At 62.0% G+C, this 19,409-nt stretch carries 19 protein-coding genes and 1 pseudogene; 7 read left to right on the top strand and 13 right to left on the bottom strand.

Annotated elements, in window-relative coordinates; translation table 11 throughout:
• Positions 1-98: 98 nt before the first annotated feature.
• On the bottom strand, positions 99-1,430 hold the full coding sequence (locus tag JP75_RS22460; protein ID WP_035087099.1) for a dihydroorotase: 1,332 nt from the start codon (positions 1,428-1,430) through the stop codon (positions 99-101).
• A 69-nt stretch (positions 1,431-1,499) separates the two neighbouring features.
• Here JP75_RS22460 and ygfZ point away from each other — a divergent pair, with 69 nt between their 5' ends.
• The 3 genes from ygfZ (at position 1,500) to JP75_RS22445 (ending at position 3,706) form a co-directional block, all read left to right on the top strand.
• The gene (ygfZ, locus tag JP75_RS22455; protein WP_035087098.1) at positions 1,500-2,327 is read left to right on the top strand and encodes a CAF17-like 4Fe-4S cluster assembly/insertion protein YgfZ; all 828 of its coding nucleotides are present in this window, start codon (positions 1,500-1,502) and stop codon (positions 2,325-2,327) included.
• A gap of 196 nt (positions 2,328-2,523) precedes the next feature.
• The gene (locus JP75_RS22450; RefSeq protein WP_035087097.1) at positions 2,524-3,141 is read left to right on the top strand and encodes an HD domain-containing protein; all 618 of its coding nucleotides are present in this window, start codon (positions 2,524-2,526) and stop codon (positions 3,139-3,141) included.
• 112 nt (positions 3,142-3,253) lie between these two features.
• Positions 3,254-3,706: a hypothetical protein gene (locus JP75_RS22445; protein ID WP_035087096.1), complete on the top strand. Its 453-nt coding sequence runs from the start codon at positions 3,254-3,256 to the stop codon at positions 3,704-3,706.
• A 3-nt stretch (positions 3,707-3,709) separates the two neighbouring features.
• Here the strand turns inward: JP75_RS22445 and JP75_RS27440 are convergent.
• The 3 genes and pseudogenes from JP75_RS27440 to JP75_RS22430 form a co-directional block, all read right to left on the bottom strand.
• A pseudogene (locus JP75_RS27440) lies at positions 3,710-4,114 on the bottom strand (cell wall hydrolase); the annotation flags it as partial.
• Positions 4,115-4,937: 823 nt separating this feature from the next.
• On the bottom strand, positions 4,938-5,492 hold the full coding sequence (locus JP75_RS22435) for a hypothetical protein (protein WP_152565955.1): 555 nt from the start codon (positions 5,490-5,492) through the stop codon (positions 4,938-4,940).
• 99 nt (positions 5,493-5,591) lie between these two features.
• Positions 5,592-7,880: a putative PEP-binding protein gene (locus JP75_RS22430; protein ID WP_152565954.1), complete on the bottom strand. Its 2,289-nt coding sequence runs from the start codon at positions 7,878-7,880 to the stop codon at positions 5,592-5,594.
• 104 nt (positions 7,881-7,984) lie between these two features.
• Between JP75_RS22430 and ispH the strand changes: the two genes are divergently transcribed.
• The 3 genes from ispH to rnhA are packed head-to-tail and all read left to right on the top strand — an operon-like array spanning position 7,985 to position 9,941.
• Entirely contained in the window at positions 7,985-8,956 is a 972-nt protein-coding gene (gene ispH, locus JP75_RS22425) for a 4-hydroxy-3-methylbut-2-enyl diphosphate reductase (RefSeq protein ID WP_035087093.1), read from the top strand.
• Complete coding sequence (locus JP75_RS22420; protein WP_051961201.1) at positions 8,953-9,471, top strand: GNAT family N-acetyltransferase; 519 nt, start codon at positions 8,953-8,955, stop codon at positions 9,469-9,471. The genes ispH and JP75_RS22420 overlap by 4 nt, the downstream gene beginning before the upstream one ends.
• Positions 9,468-9,941 carry a ribonuclease HI gene (rnhA, locus tag JP75_RS22415; protein WP_035087092.1) on the top strand — a complete coding sequence of 158 codons (474 nt, stop codon included), beginning with the start codon at positions 9,468-9,470 and terminating at the stop codon, positions 9,939-9,941. Before JP75_RS22420 ends, rnhA begins: the two co-directional genes overlap by 4 nt.
• Positions 9,942-10,031: 90 nt before the next feature.
• Here the strand turns inward: rnhA and JP75_RS22410 are convergent, their stop codons facing one another.
• The 5 genes from JP75_RS22410 to JP75_RS22390 form a co-directional block, all read right to left on the bottom strand.
• The gene (locus tag JP75_RS22410) at positions 10,032-11,012 is read right to left on the bottom strand and encodes a DUF808 domain-containing protein (RefSeq protein WP_035087088.1); all 981 of its coding nucleotides are present in this window, start codon (positions 11,010-11,012) and stop codon (positions 10,032-10,034) included.
• Between the two features lie 11 nt (positions 11,013-11,023).
• Complete coding sequence (glyS, locus tag JP75_RS22405; protein ID WP_035087087.1) at positions 11,024-13,048, bottom strand: glycine--tRNA ligase subunit beta; 2,025 nt, start codon at positions 13,046-13,048, stop codon at positions 11,024-11,026.
• A gap of 62 nt (positions 13,049-13,110) precedes the next feature.
• A complete protein-coding gene (locus tag JP75_RS22400) occupies positions 13,111-13,476 on the bottom strand; it encodes a hypothetical protein (RefSeq protein ID WP_035087085.1) in 366 nt (121 codons plus the stop codon).
• A complete protein-coding gene (locus JP75_RS22395) occupies positions 13,477-15,384 on the bottom strand; it encodes a DUF2207 domain-containing protein (RefSeq protein WP_035087083.1) in 1,908 nt (635 codons plus the stop codon).
• A gap of 2 nt (positions 15,385-15,386) precedes the next feature.
• Positions 15,387-15,941, bottom strand: coding sequence for a LemA family protein (locus JP75_RS22390; protein WP_035087081.1), 555 nt, complete (start codon positions 15,939-15,941; stop codon positions 15,387-15,389).
• A 300-nt stretch (positions 15,942-16,241) separates the two neighbouring features.
• Here JP75_RS22390 and rnk point away from each other — a divergent pair, with 300 nt between their 5' ends.
• Entirely contained in the window at positions 16,242-16,649 is a 408-nt protein-coding gene (gene rnk, locus JP75_RS22385) for a nucleoside diphosphate kinase regulator (protein WP_035087079.1), read from the top strand.
• Positions 16,650-16,798: 149 nt separating this feature from the next.
• Here the strand turns inward: rnk and JP75_RS22380 are convergent, their stop codons facing one another.
• The 4 genes from JP75_RS22380 to JP75_RS22365 all read right to left on the bottom strand — a co-directional run bounded on the left by JP75_RS22380 (position 16,799) and on the right by JP75_RS22365 (position 19,407).
• Positions 16,799-17,722: a glycine--tRNA ligase subunit alpha gene (locus JP75_RS22380; RefSeq protein WP_084587876.1), complete on the bottom strand. Its 924-nt coding sequence runs from the start codon at positions 17,720-17,722 to the stop codon at positions 16,799-16,801.
• A gap of 72 nt (positions 17,723-17,794) precedes the next feature.
• Positions 17,795-18,019 (bottom strand): hypothetical protein, encoded by a 225-nt coding sequence (locus JP75_RS22375; RefSeq protein ID WP_035087076.1) that lies wholly within the window; start codon positions 18,017-18,019, stop codon positions 17,795-17,797.
• A gap of 119 nt (positions 18,020-18,138) precedes the next feature.
• Entirely contained in the window at positions 18,139-19,113 is a 975-nt protein-coding gene (locus tag JP75_RS22370) for a helix-turn-helix transcriptional regulator (RefSeq protein ID WP_035087074.1), read from the bottom strand.
• A gap of 63 nt (positions 19,114-19,176) precedes the next feature.
• On the bottom strand, positions 19,177-19,407 hold the full coding sequence (locus JP75_RS22365; protein WP_035087072.1) for a hypothetical protein: 231 nt from the start codon (positions 19,405-19,407) through the stop codon (positions 19,177-19,179).
• Positions 19,408-19,409 lie beyond the last annotated feature (2 nt).

Genomic DNA, 19,409 nt, shown 5'->3' with positions numbered 1-19,409 from the left:
GCCACCTGCCTGCACGAGCCGGGATGCGCATCCCGGCTCGTGCAAAGACTAAATCACAAAGCATCCACACAAGCCCGAGGATAACGTCCGGTGGCGCCTCACCCCTGAGTCGGCAGCGCCTCAAGGAACCGCATCGGCTGCCCCTTGCTCGGCGTCACCAGCTCGCCCTGCCACATCACCTTGTGCCCGCGCACCACCGTGCCCACCGGCCAACCAGTCACCTCAACCCCATCATAAGGCGTCCAGCCGGCGCGGCTCCTGATCCACTCATTGGTGATGGTCTCGCGCCGCTTCATATCCACAATGGTCAGGTCGGCATCATAGCCGACCGCAATGCGCCCCTTGCCGGCAATGCCAAACAGCCGGTTCGGCCCATAGCTCGTCATATCCACAAACCGCTGCAGGCTCAGTTTTCCGGCATTCACATGATCCAGCATGGTCGGCACCAGCGTCTGCACCCCGGTCATGCCCGAATGGCTCGCGGGATAAGCATGGTCCTTCTCCTCGCGCGTATGCGGCGCATGGTCAGACCCCAGAATATCGGCCACCCCATTTTCCACACCCTTCCAGATTCCCTCCCGATGCGCCTTGTCGCGCACCGGCGGGTTCATCTGTGCATAAGTGCCAAGCCGCGTGTATGCCGTCTCATCCAGCGTCAGATGGTGCGGCGTCACCTCCACGCTCGCCACATCCTTATGGTCGGCGAGATAGATCATCTCTTCCCTGGTCGAGATATGCAGCACATGGATGCGCTTGCCCGTCTTGCGCGCGAGGTTCACCAGCCGCGTCGTGCAGCTCATCGCCACCTCCGGCGAACGCCAGACCGGATGGCTCGATGGATCGCCCGGCACGCGCAGATGCTTGCGCTCCTCAAGCATATATTCGTCTTCCGAGTGGAACGCAGCGCGGCGGGAAATCGCGCGCAGAATAGCTTCCACCCCGGCATCGTCCTGCACCAGCAGCGAGCCCGTCGACGAGCCCATGAATACCTTTACACCCGCACAACCCGGCAGCTTTTCGAGCACAGCCAGTTCGCCGACATTCTCGTGCGTTCCGCCGATATAGAAGGCAAAATCGCAATGCATGCGGTTGGTGCCCGCCGCGATCTTGGCCTCAAGCGTCTCGCGGCTCGTGGTCAGCGGATTGGTATTGGGCATTTCGAACACGCCCGTCACGCCACCCATGACCGCGCCAAGCGAGCCCGACTCGAGGTCTTCCTTGTGCGTCAGCCCCGGTTCACGAAAATGCACCTGCGTATCGATGACGCCGGGCAGGATATGCAGCCCCCTGCAGTCGACCACCTCATCCGCATCGCCCGCGATCGTCCCCAGCGCAACGATCTTGCCGCCCTTCACCGCAATATCGGCCAGCCCCTCGCCGTCATGATTGACCACCGTGGCGTTCTTGAAAATCGTGTCATACTGCGCCATGTCTGCGGTCTCCGCTGGTTCCGGTTCAGGGCTGGTTTAGCGGAGGAAAACTCCGTGAGGCAAGGCATCATGACCATTCATCTGCGCAGCGACCGCGTCATCTTCCGTTTCTCCGGTCCCGATGCGCATCGCCTCATCAATGATGTGGTCACCGGCGTCATGCCGACCTCCGCCGAAGAGCCCGCCAGCCTCTGGGCCCTGCTCTCCCCCCAAGGCAAGATTCTCGCCGAAGGCCTCGCCGCTTGGGCCGAAGACGCGCTCTGGCTCGACGTCCACCAGTCCGTCGCCGACGACTTCTTCAAGCGCATGCGCATGTACCGCCTCCGCGCCAAGGTCGACATCGACGATTTTCGCGAGACCCACCGCATGGGTTTTTCCGCCGAGCCGACGCACCTTGCCCATAGGGACCGCCGCGGCCCCGTCACCCTCGGCTTCCGCATCATCGCCCCCGTCGAAGCCACGGCCGACTGGTCCGACGACACCGCCTACCACACCGCCCGCATCGGCAACGGCATCCTGCATCAGGGTAATGACTTCCCCCCCAACGACACTTTTGCCCATGATATCGGCATGGACATCCTCGACGGCATCGACTTCGTCAAAGGCTGCTATGTCGGCCAGGAAGTCGTCTCCCGCATGAAGCACCGCGGCACCGCCCGCCGCCGTCCAGTGATCGTCTCCGGCATCGACGCCCCCGCCGGCACGCCCGTCATCGCCGGCGGCCGCGAAGCCGGCACCATTGGCCAGGTCGTCGACGGCAAAGCCGTCGCCATCCTCCGCCTCGACCGCATCACCGACCCGGACGCGGTGACCGTAGACGGCAAGCCCGTCACCCTCGCCCTCCCCGCCTGGGCGACCTATCAGTTTGGCGAAGCTGTCACCGAAGACGCCGAGTAACCCCGATCCCTCCCCACAAGGGGGGAGGGAGGCGCCAGCCTCAACCTTCCCGGTTCTTTCGTCTCCCTCCCCCTTGTGGGGAGGGATCAAGGGTGGGGGTATTGGCAACCACCTCACTCGCCATTCACCAAACATTCTCGAATCGGCCGCATCTGTTAGTGTCACTGCCAACAGTCTGCTAACGAACTCGACCCCTATGGCCCGCACAAGCTCACGTGCCTGGCAGCGCATGCTGTCGGGTCGCCGCCTTGATATTCTTGATCCTTCGCCCGTCGATGTGGAACTCTCCGACATCGCGCATGGCCTTGCCCGCGTCGCCCGCTGGAACGGCCAAACCATTGGCGATTATCCCTTTTCCGTCGCGCAGCACTCCGTCCTCGTGCTCGAACTTTTCCGCGCCGCGAACCCCGAGGCGGCGCCCGCACACCTCCTCCAGACGCTCCTCCACGATGCGCCCGAATATGTCATGGGCGACATCATTTCCCCCTTCAAGACGGCCATGGGCGGAAACTACAAGGACGTCGAAAACCGCCTGCTTTCAGCTATTTACCTGCGCTTCTCCCTGCCCGCGACCCAATCTGTCCCCCTCAAGAAACAGATGAAAAAAGCCGACCAGGAAGCCGCTTATTTCGAAGCCACGAGCCTTGCCGGCTTCGAACCCGCTGAAGCCATAAAATTCTTTGGCGAACCGGGGGTTGCCGCCTTCGAGATCGAGCATTTCGACCGGTTGATCCAGCCCTGGCCGACGCGCGAAGCGCATGACCGCTTCATCGCCAGTTTCGAAGCCATCGCAGAACTTATCCCCGCCCCCTGAGCCCGTGGCAGAATTAACCAAGGCTTAAGGAAAGGGTCGCTTCGCCGCATCTTCATGGTTACTCATTCGTTAATCGTGTGCGCTCGCACTGGATCAGAATGGGACGACTGCCATGAACCTGCCCACGCTTTTGAGCCTGACCGCGGCCGCCCTCGTGCTGTCCCTCGCCTCCGTCCGCGCTGACGGCTTCGATCCGAGCAAGCTGCTCATCCTCGGCGACGATGAGGGCGTCCGCTACGAGGACTGGGTCTCCACCGACCCGCTCGACACCCACACGATCAAGAAGATCGAGGGCGGGCGCGTGAGTTATGTCACAATCACGCGGACATCCACCGGCACCTATTCGAGCGATGGCATCGCCTCGCCCCATGTGCAGTATCCCGGTGTCATCGAACCCGATAACCCACGGGACCGGTTCAGCTTTTCGAGCTGGAACAATGGCCAGTGGACCCGCCTCAAGACCTATAGCGGCAATTCCTACGTCTCGATCTCGACCTACAAGACGCATCGCGGCGAGACGCGGACTTCCACCTGCATCTCGACCGCAAGCCATTGGTATTGCTGAACTTTATCCGAACAGCCAGCCGCGTTTGAACTTGTAGAAGACGTGCAGTCCGATCTGGGTCACCTTCTCCATGCGCGGGGCCCAGGCGGGACGCACATAGGTCGCGTGGTAGTGGGTCGCATTGCCCACTTCGGTCAGGTAAAGCTCGCCCTTGAGATAGCGCTCGGCAATATCCTCTGCCTGCATCCAGGGCTCCCGCTCGCTGATAACTTCCGGAATGCCGTCGCAGGCAAAGGAGAACTGGCAGGCATTGCGCTTGTTCTGGTTCTGGAACACCACGCCGCAAATCGTATCGGGATAACGATGATCCCGAACCCGGTTCATCACCACCTGCGCTACCGCAACCTGGCCGCGATAGGCCTCGCCGCGGGCTTCGAAATAGATCGCGGTCGCCAGGCACCACTTTTCGCGCTCGGAAACTTCAACCGGCGCCGTGGTCGAAAAAGCCCCGGTGACCGGGGCATTGGCGCGGGCATAGGCCAGTTGTTCCGAGGCCATGGCCGGGATCGGATCGGTCGGCGTCAGCGAAGCCGTCTGCGGCGCGATGCCAGCAATGGCGTCGAGCGCTGCCGCCGTTGCCGGATCGATTGAAGCGACCGACATGCGCGGCCCGGTCTCTTCCGGCGCATCGTCAAGTTCGGCAATACGCGACTGGCCGAGAACATTGGGATCGCCGCCGGGATCACGCAGTGCTGCGATGCGGACCCGGGCTTCCTCGAAATTCTTCGAGAAGGCGACGACATCGACCGCCGGCTTGTAGCGATCGGTCTTTTCCGATCGATTTGGGCCGGTAAAACTAATGGAATCAAAGAGATGGTCGACCGACCCCGTAATAACCGGGTCGGCGCCGGAATAGCTCAAGCTTGCAAGGGCAAGGTCGGGTTTTGAGCTCTGGATTTCGGGCAGATCACCAGACGGGCCAAAGGCGCCGCCGGCAAGGCCTGCATAGGCCAGGGACGCGACAACGCCCAACGCCATCGTCCTGGCGACGGGCAATCCCCGGCGAACCGCTCTAGCCGCGTGCGGGTGCACGGGCCGGTGTGGATGGGCCATAAACTCTACTCAACGCTACGCAACACGAACTAGACCGGCAAAAGTGACGCTAAAATGCCGACATTCGTGATGATCTCTGATTAAGGTTAGCGCCGAGTAAATAGGCAAACGGGCGCGCAAAGGGTCAAAGCGCGGCCATCAGGCGGCGGAAATATGATTGGCTGTTTTGTCGCAGTACCTAAGAACAGGCTGCCCGGACCGGCTCAACCTGTTCAAGCACGCCGGCAAGATTAAAGCGCACTGACAAAGATCGGGAATTGACGGGGGTCACCCGTGTCGTCAGGTTCTGCGCCCCCGCCAGCGTATCGAGAAAAGCCTGCGTGTCCGCCGTATTATCAATCACCAGCGCCGTGTTGGTGGAGTTGACCAGTAGCGTTCGGCTGCGCGGCGATTGCAGGTCGACCTGCAGGGTAATCCCCGCATCTCGCCCCAGGGCCGACATGGTGTTCCCGGCATAGGCGAAGGCGACGCTCAGCCTGCCGGCTTCGCAGGCAACCGTCATGGTTGCGGGCATGCGCCCGCTCGGCCGCGCGGGAATAAGCTGTTCGGATTCAAAGCTGACGCTCAGCGCTTCGCCGCTGGTCGCGCCATCGCGAAAGATCGCGTCATAGCAGGCGAGCCGCTCGCCATCGCTAGGGATGGCAGCGCATTGCGCTCCGGACTGTGCAAAGGCGGGGGCCGCAAACATGGCGCCAAGCATTGTCAGCGCCACCAAACCCCTGATCCCGATCACCAGCATTATCCCCCCATTTGTCTCGCTAGTCTTTTGTCACGTTCTTATATCGTGACCAATGCCTGCGATTGAAATGGCTTCATGGAAAAGTGTGGCGCGTCAGGTTGCCGCCTGCGCCAGCGTCAGCCGCGCCACCGGCACGCGATAGGGCGCGCAACTGACATAGTCGACCCCGAGCCCCGAGAAAAACTTCAACGAGACGGGATCGCCGGCATGCTCGCCGCAAATGCCGATCTTGAGCCGCGGATTGGCCGCCCTGCCCCGCTGGATGGCGATGGAAATCATCTCGCCTACGCCCTTTTCGTCGATGGTGACGAAGGGATCGCGCTCATAAATGCCCTTGCGCTGGTAGACATTGAGGAAAGTCGGCGCATCGTCGCGCGAAATCCCGAATGTCGTTTGCGTCAGGTCGTTGGTGCCAAAGGAAATGAAATCCACCATGCCGGCAATATCCCCCGCCCTGAGGCAGGCGCGCGGCAGTTCGATCATCGTCCCGAACGAGAATTTCACCTTCTCGGATTTGTTGAGCCCCGAATTGGCAAAGATCGCCATGGTGCGCTCGCGTACCCAGGCAACCTCGCTCGCTGTCGAAACGAAGGGCACCATGACTTCCACCGGGATCGGCTTGTTGAGCCGCTCACTGGCCTCCCGCGCCCCGGCGATAACGGCCTGCATCTGCATCTGCAGGATTTCGGGGTAGGTGATGGCGAGGCGCACACCACGATGGCCAAGCATCGGGTTGACCTCGGCAATCCGCTCCAGCCGCAGCCGCAGCGCCCGCACAGCCACCCCCAGCGAAGCCGCCGTTTCCTCGATCTCTTCATCGTTACGCGGCAAAAATTCATGCAGCGGCGGATCGAAGAGCCGCACCGTCACCGGCAGCCCACCCATGACCGAGAACAGCGCCGAATAATCGCCGGTCTGGAAATCGACGAGGCCATTCACCGCAAGGCTGCGCGCCTCTTCGTCCTCGGAAAGGATCATGCGTCGCAGCGCCACGAGACGCTCGGGCGAGAAGAACATGTGTTCGGACCGCGCAAGGCCAATGCCCTCCGCCCCAAAACTCAGCGCGGTCGCCGCCGACTCCACTGTTTCTACATTGGTGCGCACGGCAATCGACCGGCTGGCATCGGACCAGCCGAGCAGCGTGCCGATATTGCCGCCGATATGCGGCTGCGCCAGCGGCAGCGTGCCGAGATAGACCGAGCCATCGCTGCCATCGATGGTCAACCGATCACCCGGCCGCAATTCGCGCGAGCCGATGCGGCACACCATTTCATTGGTATCGACCGACAGCGTGCGAACGCCCGCGACACAAGGCTTGCCGGTAATACGCGCAATCACACCGGCATGGCTGGTCATGCCGCCGCGCGCCGTCAAAATCCCCGTCGCCGCCTTCATGCCTTCGATGTCGGCGGGGCCGGTCTCGTTGACCACGAGGATGCAATGCTTGCCGCGCGCCCGAAGCCGCGCAGCGTCTTCCGCCGAAAAGGTAATAATGCCGCTCGCCGCCCCTGGCGAAACCCCAAGCCCGGTGGCAATGGGCGTCACATCCTCAGTCGACTTGATCCGCGGATGCAGCAATTGCGGCAGGCGATTGGGATCGACGCGGCTGACCGCATTATGCGGCGACCAGATCTTGTTCTGCACCCGATCCACCGCCGCCTCAAGCTCCGCCGCCGCTGAAGCCTGCACCGGGCGAGCCGACAGGAACTGCACCTTCCCCTTCTGGATGGCGACGAGACAGGCCATATGGCGCCCCGCCTTGGCATCGAGCAGCGAAATCAGCGAACCAATGGACTCCGGCAGACGCGGCAGCGGCGCGCCATTAAGCGGCGCTGGCCCCAGTGCACCGGTCGCCGCGTTCCGCGTCAGAAACTGTTCGAGCTCGCCTTCTGCCGCGGCCTGAATGAGCACGATCTGCCTGGCGCGATCATCTTCGCCACGGAAATTGGCCCAGCCGCCCTGCGAAAAACCATAGCTTTCAAAGGCCTGCTTGATGGCCTTGGCCAGCGGCCGCGTCGGATCGACGGAGTCCTCGGGCGCGGTGGGCGCCGCTATACCGATGCGCGCCGGCTGCAAACCGCTATTGTGATTTGCGGCCGACGTCCGCACCACCAGCAGCGGCGCCTTGCCATCCTTGCCCACGAGCTTGAAGAGACATGCGATCCAATGCGTGCGCAGCCGCGTATCGAGCCGCGTACGCTCGGATTGGAGCGCTTCCCAGGCCGCGCGGGTGATCGCAATAGTAGGCACCGTCGGGAAACCAGCCTCGCCGACGCGAAAAATCCAGCGGGCCTTGCCGGCCAGCAGTTTCAATTGGGCGGCGGTGAGGTTTGCCTTCCCCTGGGCAGGGGCAATCGCAAACATTTCCTGCGCAAGACTCACCGTAAAACCGTCCCTGACATCATTGTGACCTCATACTGCCTCAGGCTCAGGTGCGGCTGCAACAGCACTTGACTTGGCCCGACGCGGAAAGCATCTGATCTCTCATGGAAAAACGGCCACACCTCGACATTCTGTTATGCGCGCCGCGCGGATTTTGCGCAGGCGTCGATCGCGCCATCCAGATCGTGGAACTGGCGCTGCAGAAATACGGCGCGCCTGTCTATGTGCGCCATGCCATCGTGCATAATAAATATGTGGTGGAAGGGCTTAAGGCCAAGGGCGCGGTCTTTGTCGAAGAACTCGACGAGATCCCCGAGACCGAGGCTCCGGTGGTCTTTTCGGCCCATGGCGTCCCCAAAAGCGTGCCTGCCGATGCCAAATCGCGCAACATGTTCTTCCTCGACGCCACCTGCCCGCTGGTGAGCAAGGTGCATGTGGAGGCCTCGCGCCACTTCGAGGAAGGCCACGAAATCGTTCTTATCGGCCATGCCGGTCACCCCGAAGTGATCGGGACTATGGGCCAACTGCCCGCAGGTGCCGTCACGCTCATCGAGACCGTTGCCGATGCCAATGTCTTCACCCCGAAGAATCCGGAAACGCTCGCCTTCGTGACGCAGACGACGCTCAGCGTCGACGACACCCGAGAAATCGTCGCCGCGCTCCGCGCGCGCTTCCCGTCCATCAACGGGCCGCACAAGGAAGACATCTGCTACGCCACGACCAATCGCCAGGAATCGATCAAGGCCGTGGCGCCGCTTGTCGACGCCATGATCGTCGTCGGCTCCCCGCACTCCTCCAATTCGCAGCGCCTTGTCGAAGTCGCCCTTCGCAGCGGCTGCAAGGTCGCGACCCTTGTCGATCGCGCCAGCGAGATCGACTGGTCGCTCTATGGCGATCTCAAATCCCTCGGCGTCAGCGCCGGCGCCTCGGCGCCGGAAAGCCTTGTCGAAGAGGTGATCGACGCCTTCGCCACGCGCTATGACGTATCGGTCGAGACCAAGACCACGGCCGAAGAGAACATCGCCTTTAACATTCCCAAGGTGCTGCGCAATCTCGAAGTGGCCTCGGGGCGATGATCCCACTCCACGCGCTGGAGACGGATCGGCTTCGGCTCGTGCCCTGGCGCGACGACCTCGTCGACGCGCTTTGGACCATGCATGCCAATCCCGCGGTCGCGCGCTATATCGATGCGCAGGGCCGCGTCTATGATCGGGCCAAGGCTGCGGACCGGATCGCCGGCTGGCGCCTCGAATATGCCGAGCATGGCATCGGAAAATTCGCCATCGAGCGCAAGACCGACGGCGCCTTCATCGGCCGCGCCGGCTTTTCGCCCTTCGAAGGCGAACCGGAAATCGGCTATTCGCTGGCCGAGGAGCATTGGGGCCAGGGCTATGCCAGCGAGATTGCTTCGGGCCTCCGCGATTGGTTCTTCGCCCATCGGCCGGAAGATCATTTCATCGGTTTTGCCCACACGGACAACGCTGCCTCGCGGCGCGTGCTTGAAAAGATCGGCATGATCGAGACACATCAGGGAAACGTGGCCGATATGCCGCATCAGTTCTACATCCTGCGCCGGGGGCCAAGCGCATGAGCACCACTGTCATCATCCATACCGACGGCGCCTGTTCGGGCAATCCCGGCCCCGGCGGCTGGGGCGCCATTTTGCAATTCGGCCAGCACCGCAAGGAATTGAAGGGCGGCGAAGCCCTGACGACCAACAACAAGATGGAGCTGACCGCCGCTATCGAGGCGCTCAATGCCCTCTCCCGACCCTGCACGGTCGAAATTCACACCGACAGCCAATATGTGAAAAACGGCGTCCAGAGCTGGATGCACGGCTGGAAGAAAAACGGCTGGAAGACTGCCGACAAAAAGCCGGTGAAAAACGTCGAACTCTGGCAGGCACTCGACGAAGCCACCAAGCGCCACCAGATTTCCTGGCACTGGGTGAAGGGTCACGCCGGCGACGAACTCAACGAGCGCGCCGACGAACTCGCTAGGGAAGGTATGGCCCCCTTCAAGCAGAAGAAGGCGCCGGAGAGTTTTGCGCCGCCGTTCTGACGGCCACATCTTCCTCAAAAAACTCGATGTCATCCCCGCGAAAGCGGGGATCTCTGTTTCAGGCGCAAGATCGAGATTGGAATTGGGCTCTTATGCCCGCTTCGGCAGCACGCTCTTGATCGCCTTCCAGGCCGGCGCGATGACATAGCCCGCAATCGGGATCAGCAGCGCGCCGAGGATCAGGCCAAAGAAAAAGTCGACAAACGCCGTGGCAAACCAGCCGGCAAAACCCGCGATAGCCGGGAATGTGTACTCCGCCCAATGCGCCGCCGTCTCGATGACCACTTCCGGCCCGTTGAGCCCAAATTCATAAAGCCCATGGGCGACAATGGACCCGCCGACCCAGGTCATCGCCGCAGTCCCGACAACGCTCAGCACCTGCATGAAATAGGGCATGCCGACCACAAGGCCGCGACCAAAACCGCGGCCGATCGGCGTGCGGCTATTGCGCGCCGCGAACACCCCAAAATCATCGGCTTTGACGATCAGCGCCACGGCGCCATAGACCGCTATGGTGATCCCGACACCAGCCACCGCCAGAATGGCTGCGCGCGTCCAGAAATCGGGCACCTCGATGGCCGCGAGAATGATGGTCATGATCTCGGCCGAGAGAATAAAGTCGGTCTGGATTGCGCCTGCGACCTTCTTGTCCTCAAGGCTCTGCGGATTGATCGCCGCCGGCTCCAGCGAGGCCTCGTGGTGCTCAGCCTCGTGCGGGGCGAGCATATGAAAAACCTTCTCGGCGCCCTCATAGCAAAGATAGGCGCCGCCAATCATCAGCAGCGGCGTGATCAGCCAGGGCGCAAAAAAGCTCAGCAGCAGCGCTGCGGGCAAGAGGAACAGCAGCTTGTTCTTGATCGAGCCCCAGGCGATCTTGCCCACGATCGGCAATTCGCGATCGGCGGTAAAACCCTGCACATAGTTCGGGGTCACCGCCGCATCGTCGATGACCGCGCCGGCCGCCTTGACGCCGGCCTTGGCGGCCTGACCGGCCACGTCGTCGAGCGAGGCGGCCGCAACCTTTACGAGGCCGGCCACATCATCAAGCAAGGCAAGAAGGCCGACACTCATCTTTTGGTCCTTTAGCCGGCGACTTTGCCGAAATCCGCGACGAGATGCATGGTGTCGCGCAGCCGTGCCAGGAGATTCAGGCGATTGGTGCGAACAGCCGGATCGGCATCATTGACGAGCACGGCGGTGAAGAAGGCATCGACCGGCGCGCGAAGCGTTGCCAGTTCTGCCATGGCGCCCTTGTAGTCATCCTTGCCCACATGGCTCGCCACAGCCGCATGCACGGCATCGACGGCAAAGGCCAGTGCCTCTTCTTCCGGCAGTTTCAGCGCCGCCTGATCGACGGCACCGGCATAGGACTTTCCATCCTTCTTCTCCTCGGCCGCCAGGATATTGGCCGCACGGCGATAGCCGGCGAGGAGGTTCTTGCCGTCGTCGCTGGAGAGCAGCGTCGAGAGAGCCTCAGCGCGCTGGGTGACCTGAAGGATGTCGTTGCTGTCGGCCGAGATGACGGCGTCGACGAGGTCATGCCGCGCCCCGGCATCACGCAGCGACACTTTCAGACGATCATGGAAGAAGGCCAGGAGATCGGCATCGACCTTGAGCGGGAATTTCAGCCCATTTTCCGTGACGATGCGGATGATGCCCAGAGCCGCGCGACGCAGTGCGAAGGGATCGCGCGAGCCGGTCGGCTTTTCGTCGATCGACCAGAAGCCGGAGAGCACGTTGAGCTTGTCGGCCAGCGCCACGGCAATGGACACCGGCTCGGTCGGCACGCGATCCGAAGGACCGACAGGCTTGTAGTGCATTTCGAGCGCATTGGCGATTTCCGCCGGCTCGCCCTGCGCGGTTGCATAATAGCGCCCCATCAGGCCCTGCAATTCGGGGAACTCGCCAACCATGCCGGTGACGAGGTCTGCCTTGGCGAGCATGGCAGCGCGCTTGGTCTTTTCGACATCGGCACCGACCTGCGGCGCGATTTCGGCGGCAAGCTTGACCAGCCGTTCGACCATCGCGAACTGCGTGCCGAGCTTGGCGTGAAACACCATGTCTTCGAGTTTTGGCAGACCATGCTCAAGCGGAATGGCGAGGTCGCCCTGATAGAAAAAGGCAGCGTCGGAAAGACGCGCGCGAATGACGCGCTCATTGCCCGCCACGATCACAGCGCCGCCGTCGGTCGGAATGGTGTTGGAGGTGATGATGAAATTCGGCGCCAGCTTGCCCGAGGCATCACGCAGACAGAAGCATTTCTGGTTGGCGCGGATGGTCGCGATGATGACTTCTTCGGGAAGTTTCAAAAATTCTGGATCGAACGACCCCATCATCACATTCGGCCACTCGACGAGACCGGCGACTTCCTCAAGCAGGCCTTCGTCATGGATGACGGTCAGGCCCTGCGCAAAGGCGAGCTGATCGGCATCGCCACGGATGATGTCCTTACGACGGTCGATATCGAGCACGACCTTGGCGCGCTCAAGCGAGGTCACATAATCATCAAAACGCTTCACGCGGATGGCATCGGGCGACAGGAAGCGGTGCCCAAACGTCGTCTGCGCGGACTCGATGCCGGCAGCCGCAAACGGCACGACAATCGGCTCGTCATTCTCGGTGCCGAAGGTGGCAGTGATAGCGCGCAGTGGGCGCACCCAGTTAAAGCTGCCCGAGCCCCAGCGCATCGACTTGGCCCAGGGGAAGTCGGTCAGAATCTTTGGCAGGATGCCCGAGAGCAGTTCCACCGCATCGGCGCCCGGCTTGTTGATCACGGCGACGTAGAAATCGCCCTTCTTTGGATCGCTCTCGACCTTGGCCTGATCCAGCGACGAGAGGCCGGCTGAACGCAGGAAACCATCTATAGCCGGCTGCGGCGCACCGACCTTGGGGCCCTTCTTTTCTTCGCGCGTATCTGGCGAGCGCACCGGCAGGCCCGACACGGTCAAGGCCAGGCGGCGCGGGGTCGCAAAGGCGCGAGCGCCCTCATAGACCAGACCCGCATCGACCAGGGCATTGGTCACGGCTTTCTTGAGGTCCTCGGCAGCGCGCCGCTGGAAGCGGGCGGGAATTTCCTCGGAGAAGAGTTCAAGCAGAAGTTCGGGCATGGTCTAACCAGTCAAAGAGCGCGTGATTGCCTAGCAAGTGCGCCCGGCAATGTCCACTCGGCTCAACCGCCTGCACGCTTGAGGTGCAGATCAAGACGGTGGCGCACTTCTTTCATGATCGGCTTGGGCACCGGCACATAGCCCTCCCGACCGAGCCACTCCAGCCTATCGTAGCGCATCAGCAGAAATTGCAGCACGAGAAGCGTCAGTTCGTCCTCTACCGGCATGCCGAGCAACAGCGCTCGTTGTGGTTCGTCGAGATAGTGCCGCGCCGTCACAATGCGATCGCCCGCGGTAAAATCGTAGTCGACGAAATTATACCAGTAGCCGAATTGGCCGGGCAGGTTCGGGTCGGGGTCACCAAACTCGACAAGGTGCCGGACCGCGATAGGCGCGATGACGTCTTGATCGTAGGGGTGCGCCGCCACTTACCAGCCGCCTCCGCCGCCCCCACCGCCACCGCCGCCGGAAAAGCCGCCGCCACCGCTGCTGGAGCCGGAAGAACTGGCCTGCACCGGCTGTGCCGCGACCATGGCTGCAGCCATGCCGGACGATGCCCCGGCGATGACATTGGATATCGAGCCCGATGAGAAACTCCGACCCGACCCATGATACCAGCCCGGCGAATAGCCTTCGCGCGCATCGACAACGGCATTGCGCGCGAGTTCAGCGTCAAAATGCTCCGACCACGGCTTTTCGACGCCGAGCGCGATGGCATAGGGCAGGATGCGTTCGAACCGTTCCACGGTCATGGGTGGTTCGTTGCTGATGTTGAGCCGGTTCTTTTCCGCCGTGTCGAGATAGAGCTTGAACCCGTCGATCTCGTCCATGATCTTGCGGCCCTGCACCGTGGGCGCGCGCATCAACACCGCGAAGATGGCAGTGATCAGCACCATGGAACCGGCGGCAATGGCAGCGGAATTGATCGTGAGACTGGAAAATGTCTCGACCATGCCGCCGATGAAATTGAATGCAAAGACGCCGACGATCAGCCCGGTCAGATAACGCTGCCATCCGCCGGTGCGCAGCGCATTGAAGACGATCGCCCCGATGACCGCGGCGAAAATGCCGCCGACAAAGGCGGCGACCAGCCAGACCGGTTCCAGCACGTCGAGCGCCACCATGCCGATCAGCATCAGGATCATCAGCACCACGCCGAGCACGGCAAAACCGATATTGTGGTTGAACCAGACATTGCGGTTTTCCCGCTGCAGCGCCGCCATGAACTCGTTGCGCTTGGTCGCAAGCCCCGGCCCGGTGGATTTATCGATGGTGACGCTGCCCTTGTCGGAAAAGTAGCGAAACAGCACCTCTTCCCCGACCGGCAAACCCGCCTCGGGCTCTTTGCCTGTCGCCTTGACGGTCAGCGCATCGTCGCGATTGTCGATGGTCACGAGGCCACGCACGCCGAGATTGAAGATTGCCGCGGTCATGGCGGTCCAGCCAGAATTGGCAAAACCCCATTTGTGCACATAGTGCGTCAGGGCCGGCGAAAAATCCTTGGGCGGATGAAAGAGCGGGATGATCGTGCCTTTGGGCGGATCGCGCCCCACGCGCCACCAGGCTCCGAAATTATAGACGAGCAGCAGCAGGACGGCGACCACCGGCAGCCAGACTTCGCGAAGATCCGAGGCCTCCTGCAGAAGCGCATCAAAACCCTGCGGAAGCTGGACGATGCCCTTCTGGAAGGACACCGCAAAGCTCATCCCCTCCCCCGCAGCAAGCACGCGCTGCGTGCGGAACGTCGCCTCGGTGTCCGAATTGCGGGTGATGGTCACCGCCTGCTCGGTCGAGCCGGCGACACCGGTATAGGCGGATAGTTCCGAAATCACCGCGCCATCGGGCAAGGTCACCCGCGCCACGGATTTTAGGATCGGAAAATCCCAGTAATTGCCCGTGGCGTTCCAGTAGAGTTCGTCATGGTCGGCAAAAGACCGCGCCATGCGCTCCATGACATAGGTGATCACATAGCGATGCTCGCCCACGGCAATGAGCCGCTCGGAATTGCCGATCCAGATGCGCTGGAAATTGCCCATGCGCTCGACGCGAAAATCCTCCGGCCTGCCCTCGCGCGTCACCGTTTCGACAGCGAGCCCGACCCTGATCTTGTTGCCCGAGGGCCCGAGCAGGACCGTGGGGATATCGCGATAGATGCCCCGCCGGATCTGATTGCCCTCGGCGCGAATATCGACCGTCTCGATCACCCGCACCGAGCCATCGAGGCGCAAGGTCACATCCGCGGCAAAGGCGCGGATTTCCTCGCGCGCCATCCCTGGCAGCGCAAGGGTAAGCGCAAATGTAAGAGCAAGCAGCAGTCTGCCGAGGGCGTTGAGCATGCCTAGAATTTTACGTTGGGAACCTGCCGGTCGGCCTCGTTCTCAAGCTCGAAATACTGCGCCTTGATGAACTTGAAAGCATTGGCGATGAGATTGGAGGGAAAGGATTCGACCTGGATATTCAGGTTGCGCACCGCGCCATTGTAGTAGCGGCGCGACATCTGAATTTCGTCCTCCACCGTCTGCAGCGCTTCCTGAAATTCCAGGAAATTGGTGTTGGCCTTGAGGTCGGGATAGGCCTCCGCCGTCGCAATCAAACGCCCCAGCGCGGAGGTCAACTGCCCCTCGGCCGCGGCGCGCTGTTCCGGCGTGCCATTGGCTGCGGCGGTCGCGGCGGCGCGAGCATTGGTGACAGCCTCGAGCGTCTCGCGCTCATGGCTCATATAGCCCTTCACCGTCTCCATGAGGTTGGGAATGAGATCGGTGCGGCGCTTCAATTGCACATCGATGCCCGACCAGCCCTCCTCGACCATCTGCCGGTTTTTCACCAGCCCATTGTAGATGACAATGGCATAGCCGGCAGCCGCAACCACCAGCGCTAAGATGACCCATTCCATAGGCGCGTCCCTCACAGCGTTCCGGCCGGAGACTGGCAGTTTGCTCAAAGCCTTGCAATGGGCGAGGCAGGGTCGGGCTTGACTTCCCCGGCGCAATCCCTAGCTTTGAGCGCATGAACATTTCGCGCCCAAGCCATAGCTGCACCATCCTCCTCGCAGGATAGATACCCTAGGCATGCGCGCGCCGGAGCCTGCTTAGGGTTCAGGCACTTTCGCCACCCCGGCTCCCAGTTCACCCTTATTCAAGACCGCTTCAGACGCCGCGCATTGTTGCGGCCGCAGCACATCAGGATTTTCTAAATGAACGATATTCGCAGGGACCTTGCGCCCGCCATCACTCTTGGCCGCGCCGACCACACCAAGCTCAATTCCCTCGCGCTGGCGAGCCTCGAACGCCTGCCCGATCTTGCCGACCGGCTCCTCGAAGAGCTGGAACGCGCCAAGGTGGTTGCCGACGAAAAACTGCCCGAAGGCGTCGTCCGCATGGGCTCGTCGATCACCTATGTCACCAATGCCGACAAGGAGCAGACCGTCACGCTGGTTTACCCGGCCGACGCCGACATCGAAGCCGGCCGCATTTCGGTGATGACGCCCATCGGCACGGCTCTTGTCGGCCTCAAGGTCGGCCAGTCGATCACCTGGCGCGACCGCGCCGACAAGCGCCACAAACTGACCGTGGTTTCGGTGCTGGCGCCGGCAATCGCCTAGCAGCGAGAGGGCAATCGCTTCTTGCCGGAGGGCACTGAAAACCACCCGCTGTCATCCCGGCGAAGGCCGGGATCCATCCTGATATCTCAAGATGGGCCCCGGCCTTCGCCGGGGTGACAATGGAGTGATTGCTAAATAGTGCGCGAAAACTATTCCGCGCCGCCGCCCGCCGTTTGCAGCCAGGCCTCGCCGCAGGCCTTGGCCAGTTCGCGAATGCGCAGGATGTAGCTCTGTCGCTCGGTTACCGAGATCACGCCGCGCGCATCGAGCATGTTGAAATTGTGCGAGGCTTTGACGACCTGCTCATAGGCCGGAATGGCCATGGTCTGGCGATTGCCCTCGGCGCCCTTGGCGAGAATGGCGCGGCATTCCTTTTCCGCGTCTTCGAAATGGCGGAACAGGATGTCGGTGTCCGCAGCCTCAAAATTGTACTTCGAGGACTCCTGCTCGTTCTGCAGGAACACGTCGCCATAGGTGACCTTTTCATCGCCTTCGCGGCCGTTGAAATTGAGGTCGTAGACGTTTTCGACGCCCTGCACATACATGGCGAGGCGTTCGAGCCCATAGGTGATTTCGCCCGGCACCGGCGAGCATTCAAAGCCCGCCACCTGCTGGAAATAGGTGAACTGGGAAACTTCCATCCCGTCGCACCAGCATTCCCAGCCAAGACCCCAGGCGCCGAGCGTCGGGCTTTCCCAATCGTCTTCCACAAAGCGAATATCATGCACCGACGCGTCGAGACCGATGGCGGCCAGCGAGTCGAGATAGAGCTGCTGGATATTGTCCGGCGAAGGCTTCAGGATCACCTGGAACTGATAATAGTGCTGAAGCCGGTTCGGGTTCTCGCCATAGCGCCCGTCCTTGGGACGGCGCGAGGGCTGCACGTAGGCGGCCTTCCAGGCCTTCGGCCCCAGCGCGCGCAGGGTGGTCGCGGTGTGGAACGTACCGGCGCCCATCTGCATGTCATAGGGCTGGAGAATGACACAACCCTGCTCGGCCCAGAAATTCTGGAGCGTCAGGATCAGACCCTGGAAGGAATTCTTCGGGTCCATGTGAGCGGGGCGAGAGGTCATGTCAGCGGTCCTGCAAATCTGCGGGACAAACCTCTAGTTTGACCGCCCGGCACGGTCAATGGCGCTTGGCGCTCAGCGCATGCGGTAGCTGCGCATCAATTCATCCAGCCAGCGAGATTTTTTACCCTCGGGCCGACCGATATCGGCCCGCCGCCGTGCACCGAGCCCGCCCAGTTGCAGTTCTCGGCTGACGCCCATCCGCCAGAGGCGATAACGGGCAATGAGGCGCTTCTGCCAGCGCGGGCGAATAGGAGAATAAGACTTGGTTAGGGATACGAAGAGCGTTTCGACGGCCATGACAGCCTCCCGGCAAATCGGATGCTGGAAGGCTAGGCCCGGCGCTCGAAAAAGGCTGTGCGCGGATCGTGCTACAGGTTGGTGTCGCCCGATCGGGTGACGAAGCCAGCGTTGGGCGGCTACAGGGGCATGCCTACCGAGAGCAGCACGCGCACCAGCGCCGGCTGGGTATGAACGCCGGTCTTGTCATAGATGCGCTGCAGATGGGTTTTCGCGGTATTGGCCGAGATACCCATTTCGCGGGCCGCATCGGGAAGCGATTGACCATCGGCGACAAGGCCTGCCAACCGCCGTTGGCCGGCAGAAAGGCCGTAAATGGCAGCGGCAACATCGAGGCGCGCTTCGGTCAATCCCTGTCCGTCCATCAGGAAATAGATGACGCCGCCTTCGACCTGCACCCACCAGACCCTTGTGGGCAGGCCCTCGCCGGCGCCCTGCACGATCGGCAGGCTGCCGCGGCCGGAATTGTAGCCGCTATCAACATTGGCTGCCCAGGCCAGGGCGGCGGTCAAGCGGCGCTGACAGGCCGCGTCGCGCACCCGGAGCCTGCCATTGCGGATGACCAGATCGTCGTCATCCTCCAGGCGCCGCAGGGCCTCCGCGCTGGCCCAATGGATCGTGCCCTCGGCATCCAGTTCGAGGATGGCGGCGCCATCGTGAAAGCCGTCATTGCCCATGTGTCCGAGCACCGCGATCTTCCAGCGCCCTTCATGGCGCTCAAAAACACGAAGTTCATGGGTAAGGCCCGAGCCCCTGAAGCCCGGATGGCCGCTTTGGGGATATTGCTGGTCGAATGCCGCCCAGGCCATGTCGCCATAGATGCGCAGGGTCAGGTTCTCGACCGTCGTGTTGTGGGCAAAGTTGGCGTCATAGGGCATCTCGCCACCGCCGGCGAATACCGATACGGCGCGACGCGCCAGCTCGTCCCACGAGCGGCGCACGAATGGTCCACCCTGGACGTTATAGCCCCAGCGCGTGATATAGGGGGCATGCACGAAACAGGATGACCAAAGCTCGTAATTCTTGGTCCAGATGCCGATGCGATTGGCGTGGATCAGTGCCAATATCTCGGCCCGGTCGTCCTCCTCGCTCACAGCGAGACCCTCCCAAGACCGCCGCCTCGGCAAGGATAAGGCGCTACTGGAACCCACGCAATCTCAATTGCGCCGGCCGTTATCCTTGTCTCCCGGCCTGAAAGTGCCGTCGTCGCCGCGCTTGAGGTCGATCACGTCGGGTCGCTGGCGCTCTGCCAGGTCGCGTTCGTGGCGCAGGCGCTTTTCTTCCTTGGCGTCGCTATCGAACTTTTGCGACCAGTCCTTCCAGATGCGGCGAATGCCGAAATAGACCATCAGCGCCAATACGGTGAATATCAGGATACGCAGCAACATGG

The organism is Devosia riboflavina, assembly GCF_000743575.1.
GTDB classification, from domain to species: Bacteria; Pseudomonadota; Alphaproteobacteria; order Rhizobiales; family Devosiaceae; genus Devosia; species Devosia riboflavina.
The sequence above is the reverse complement of the archived record's forward strand: the minus strand, read 5'-3'. Positions and strand labels throughout refer to the sequence as shown.

Coding starts and splice junctions, on each gene's coding strand:
- JP75_RS22460 (WP_035087099.1), bottom strand. CDS start 1,430: ATGGCGCAGTATGACACGATTTTCAAGAACGCCACGGTGGTCAATCAT.
- ygfZ (WP_035087098.1), top strand. CDS start 1,500: ATGACCATTCATCTGCGCAGCGACCGCGTCATCTTCCGTTTCTCCGGT.
- JP75_RS22450 (WP_035087097.1), top strand. CDS start 2,524: ATGGCCCGCACAAGCTCACGTGCCTGGCAGCGCATGCTGTCGGGTCGC.
- JP75_RS22445 (WP_035087096.1), top strand. CDS start 3,254: ATGAACCTGCCCACGCTTTTGAGCCTGACCGCGGCCGCCCTCGTGCTG.
- ispH (WP_035087093.1), top strand. CDS start 7,985: ATGGAAAAACGGCCACACCTCGACATTCTGTTATGCGCGCCGCGCGGA.
- JP75_RS22420 (WP_051961201.1), top strand. CDS start 8,953: ATGATCCCACTCCACGCGCTGGAGACGGATCGGCTTCGGCTCGTGCCC.
- rnhA (WP_035087092.1), top strand. CDS start 9,468: ATGAGCACCACTGTCATCATCCATACCGACGGCGCCTGTTCGGGCAAT.
- JP75_RS22410 (WP_035087088.1), bottom strand. CDS start 11,012: ATGAGTGTCGGCCTTCTTGCCTTGCTTGATGATGTGGCCGGCCTCGTA.
- glyS (WP_035087087.1), bottom strand. CDS start 13,048: ATGCCCGAACTTCTGCTTGAACTCTTCTCCGAGGAAATTCCCGCCCGC.
- JP75_RS22395 (WP_035087083.1), bottom strand. CDS start 15,384: ATGCTCAACGCCCTCGGCAGACTGCTGCTTGCTCTTACATTTGCGCTT.
- JP75_RS22390 (WP_035087081.1), bottom strand. CDS start 15,941: ATGGAATGGGTCATCTTAGCGCTGGTGGTTGCGGCTGCCGGCTATGCC.
- rnk (WP_035087079.1), top strand. CDS start 16,242: ATGAACGATATTCGCAGGGACCTTGCGCCCGCCATCACTCTTGGCCGC.
- JP75_RS22380 (WP_084587876.1), bottom strand. CDS start 17,722: ATGACCTCTCGCCCCGCTCACATGGACCCGAAGAATTCCTTCCAGGGT.
- JP75_RS22375 (WP_035087076.1), bottom strand. CDS start 18,019: ATGGCCGTCGAAACGCTCTTCGTATCCCTAACCAAGTCTTATTCTCCT.
- JP75_RS22365 (WP_035087072.1), bottom strand. CDS start 19,407: ATGTTGCTGCGTATCCTGATATTCACCGTATTGGCGCTGATGGTCTAT.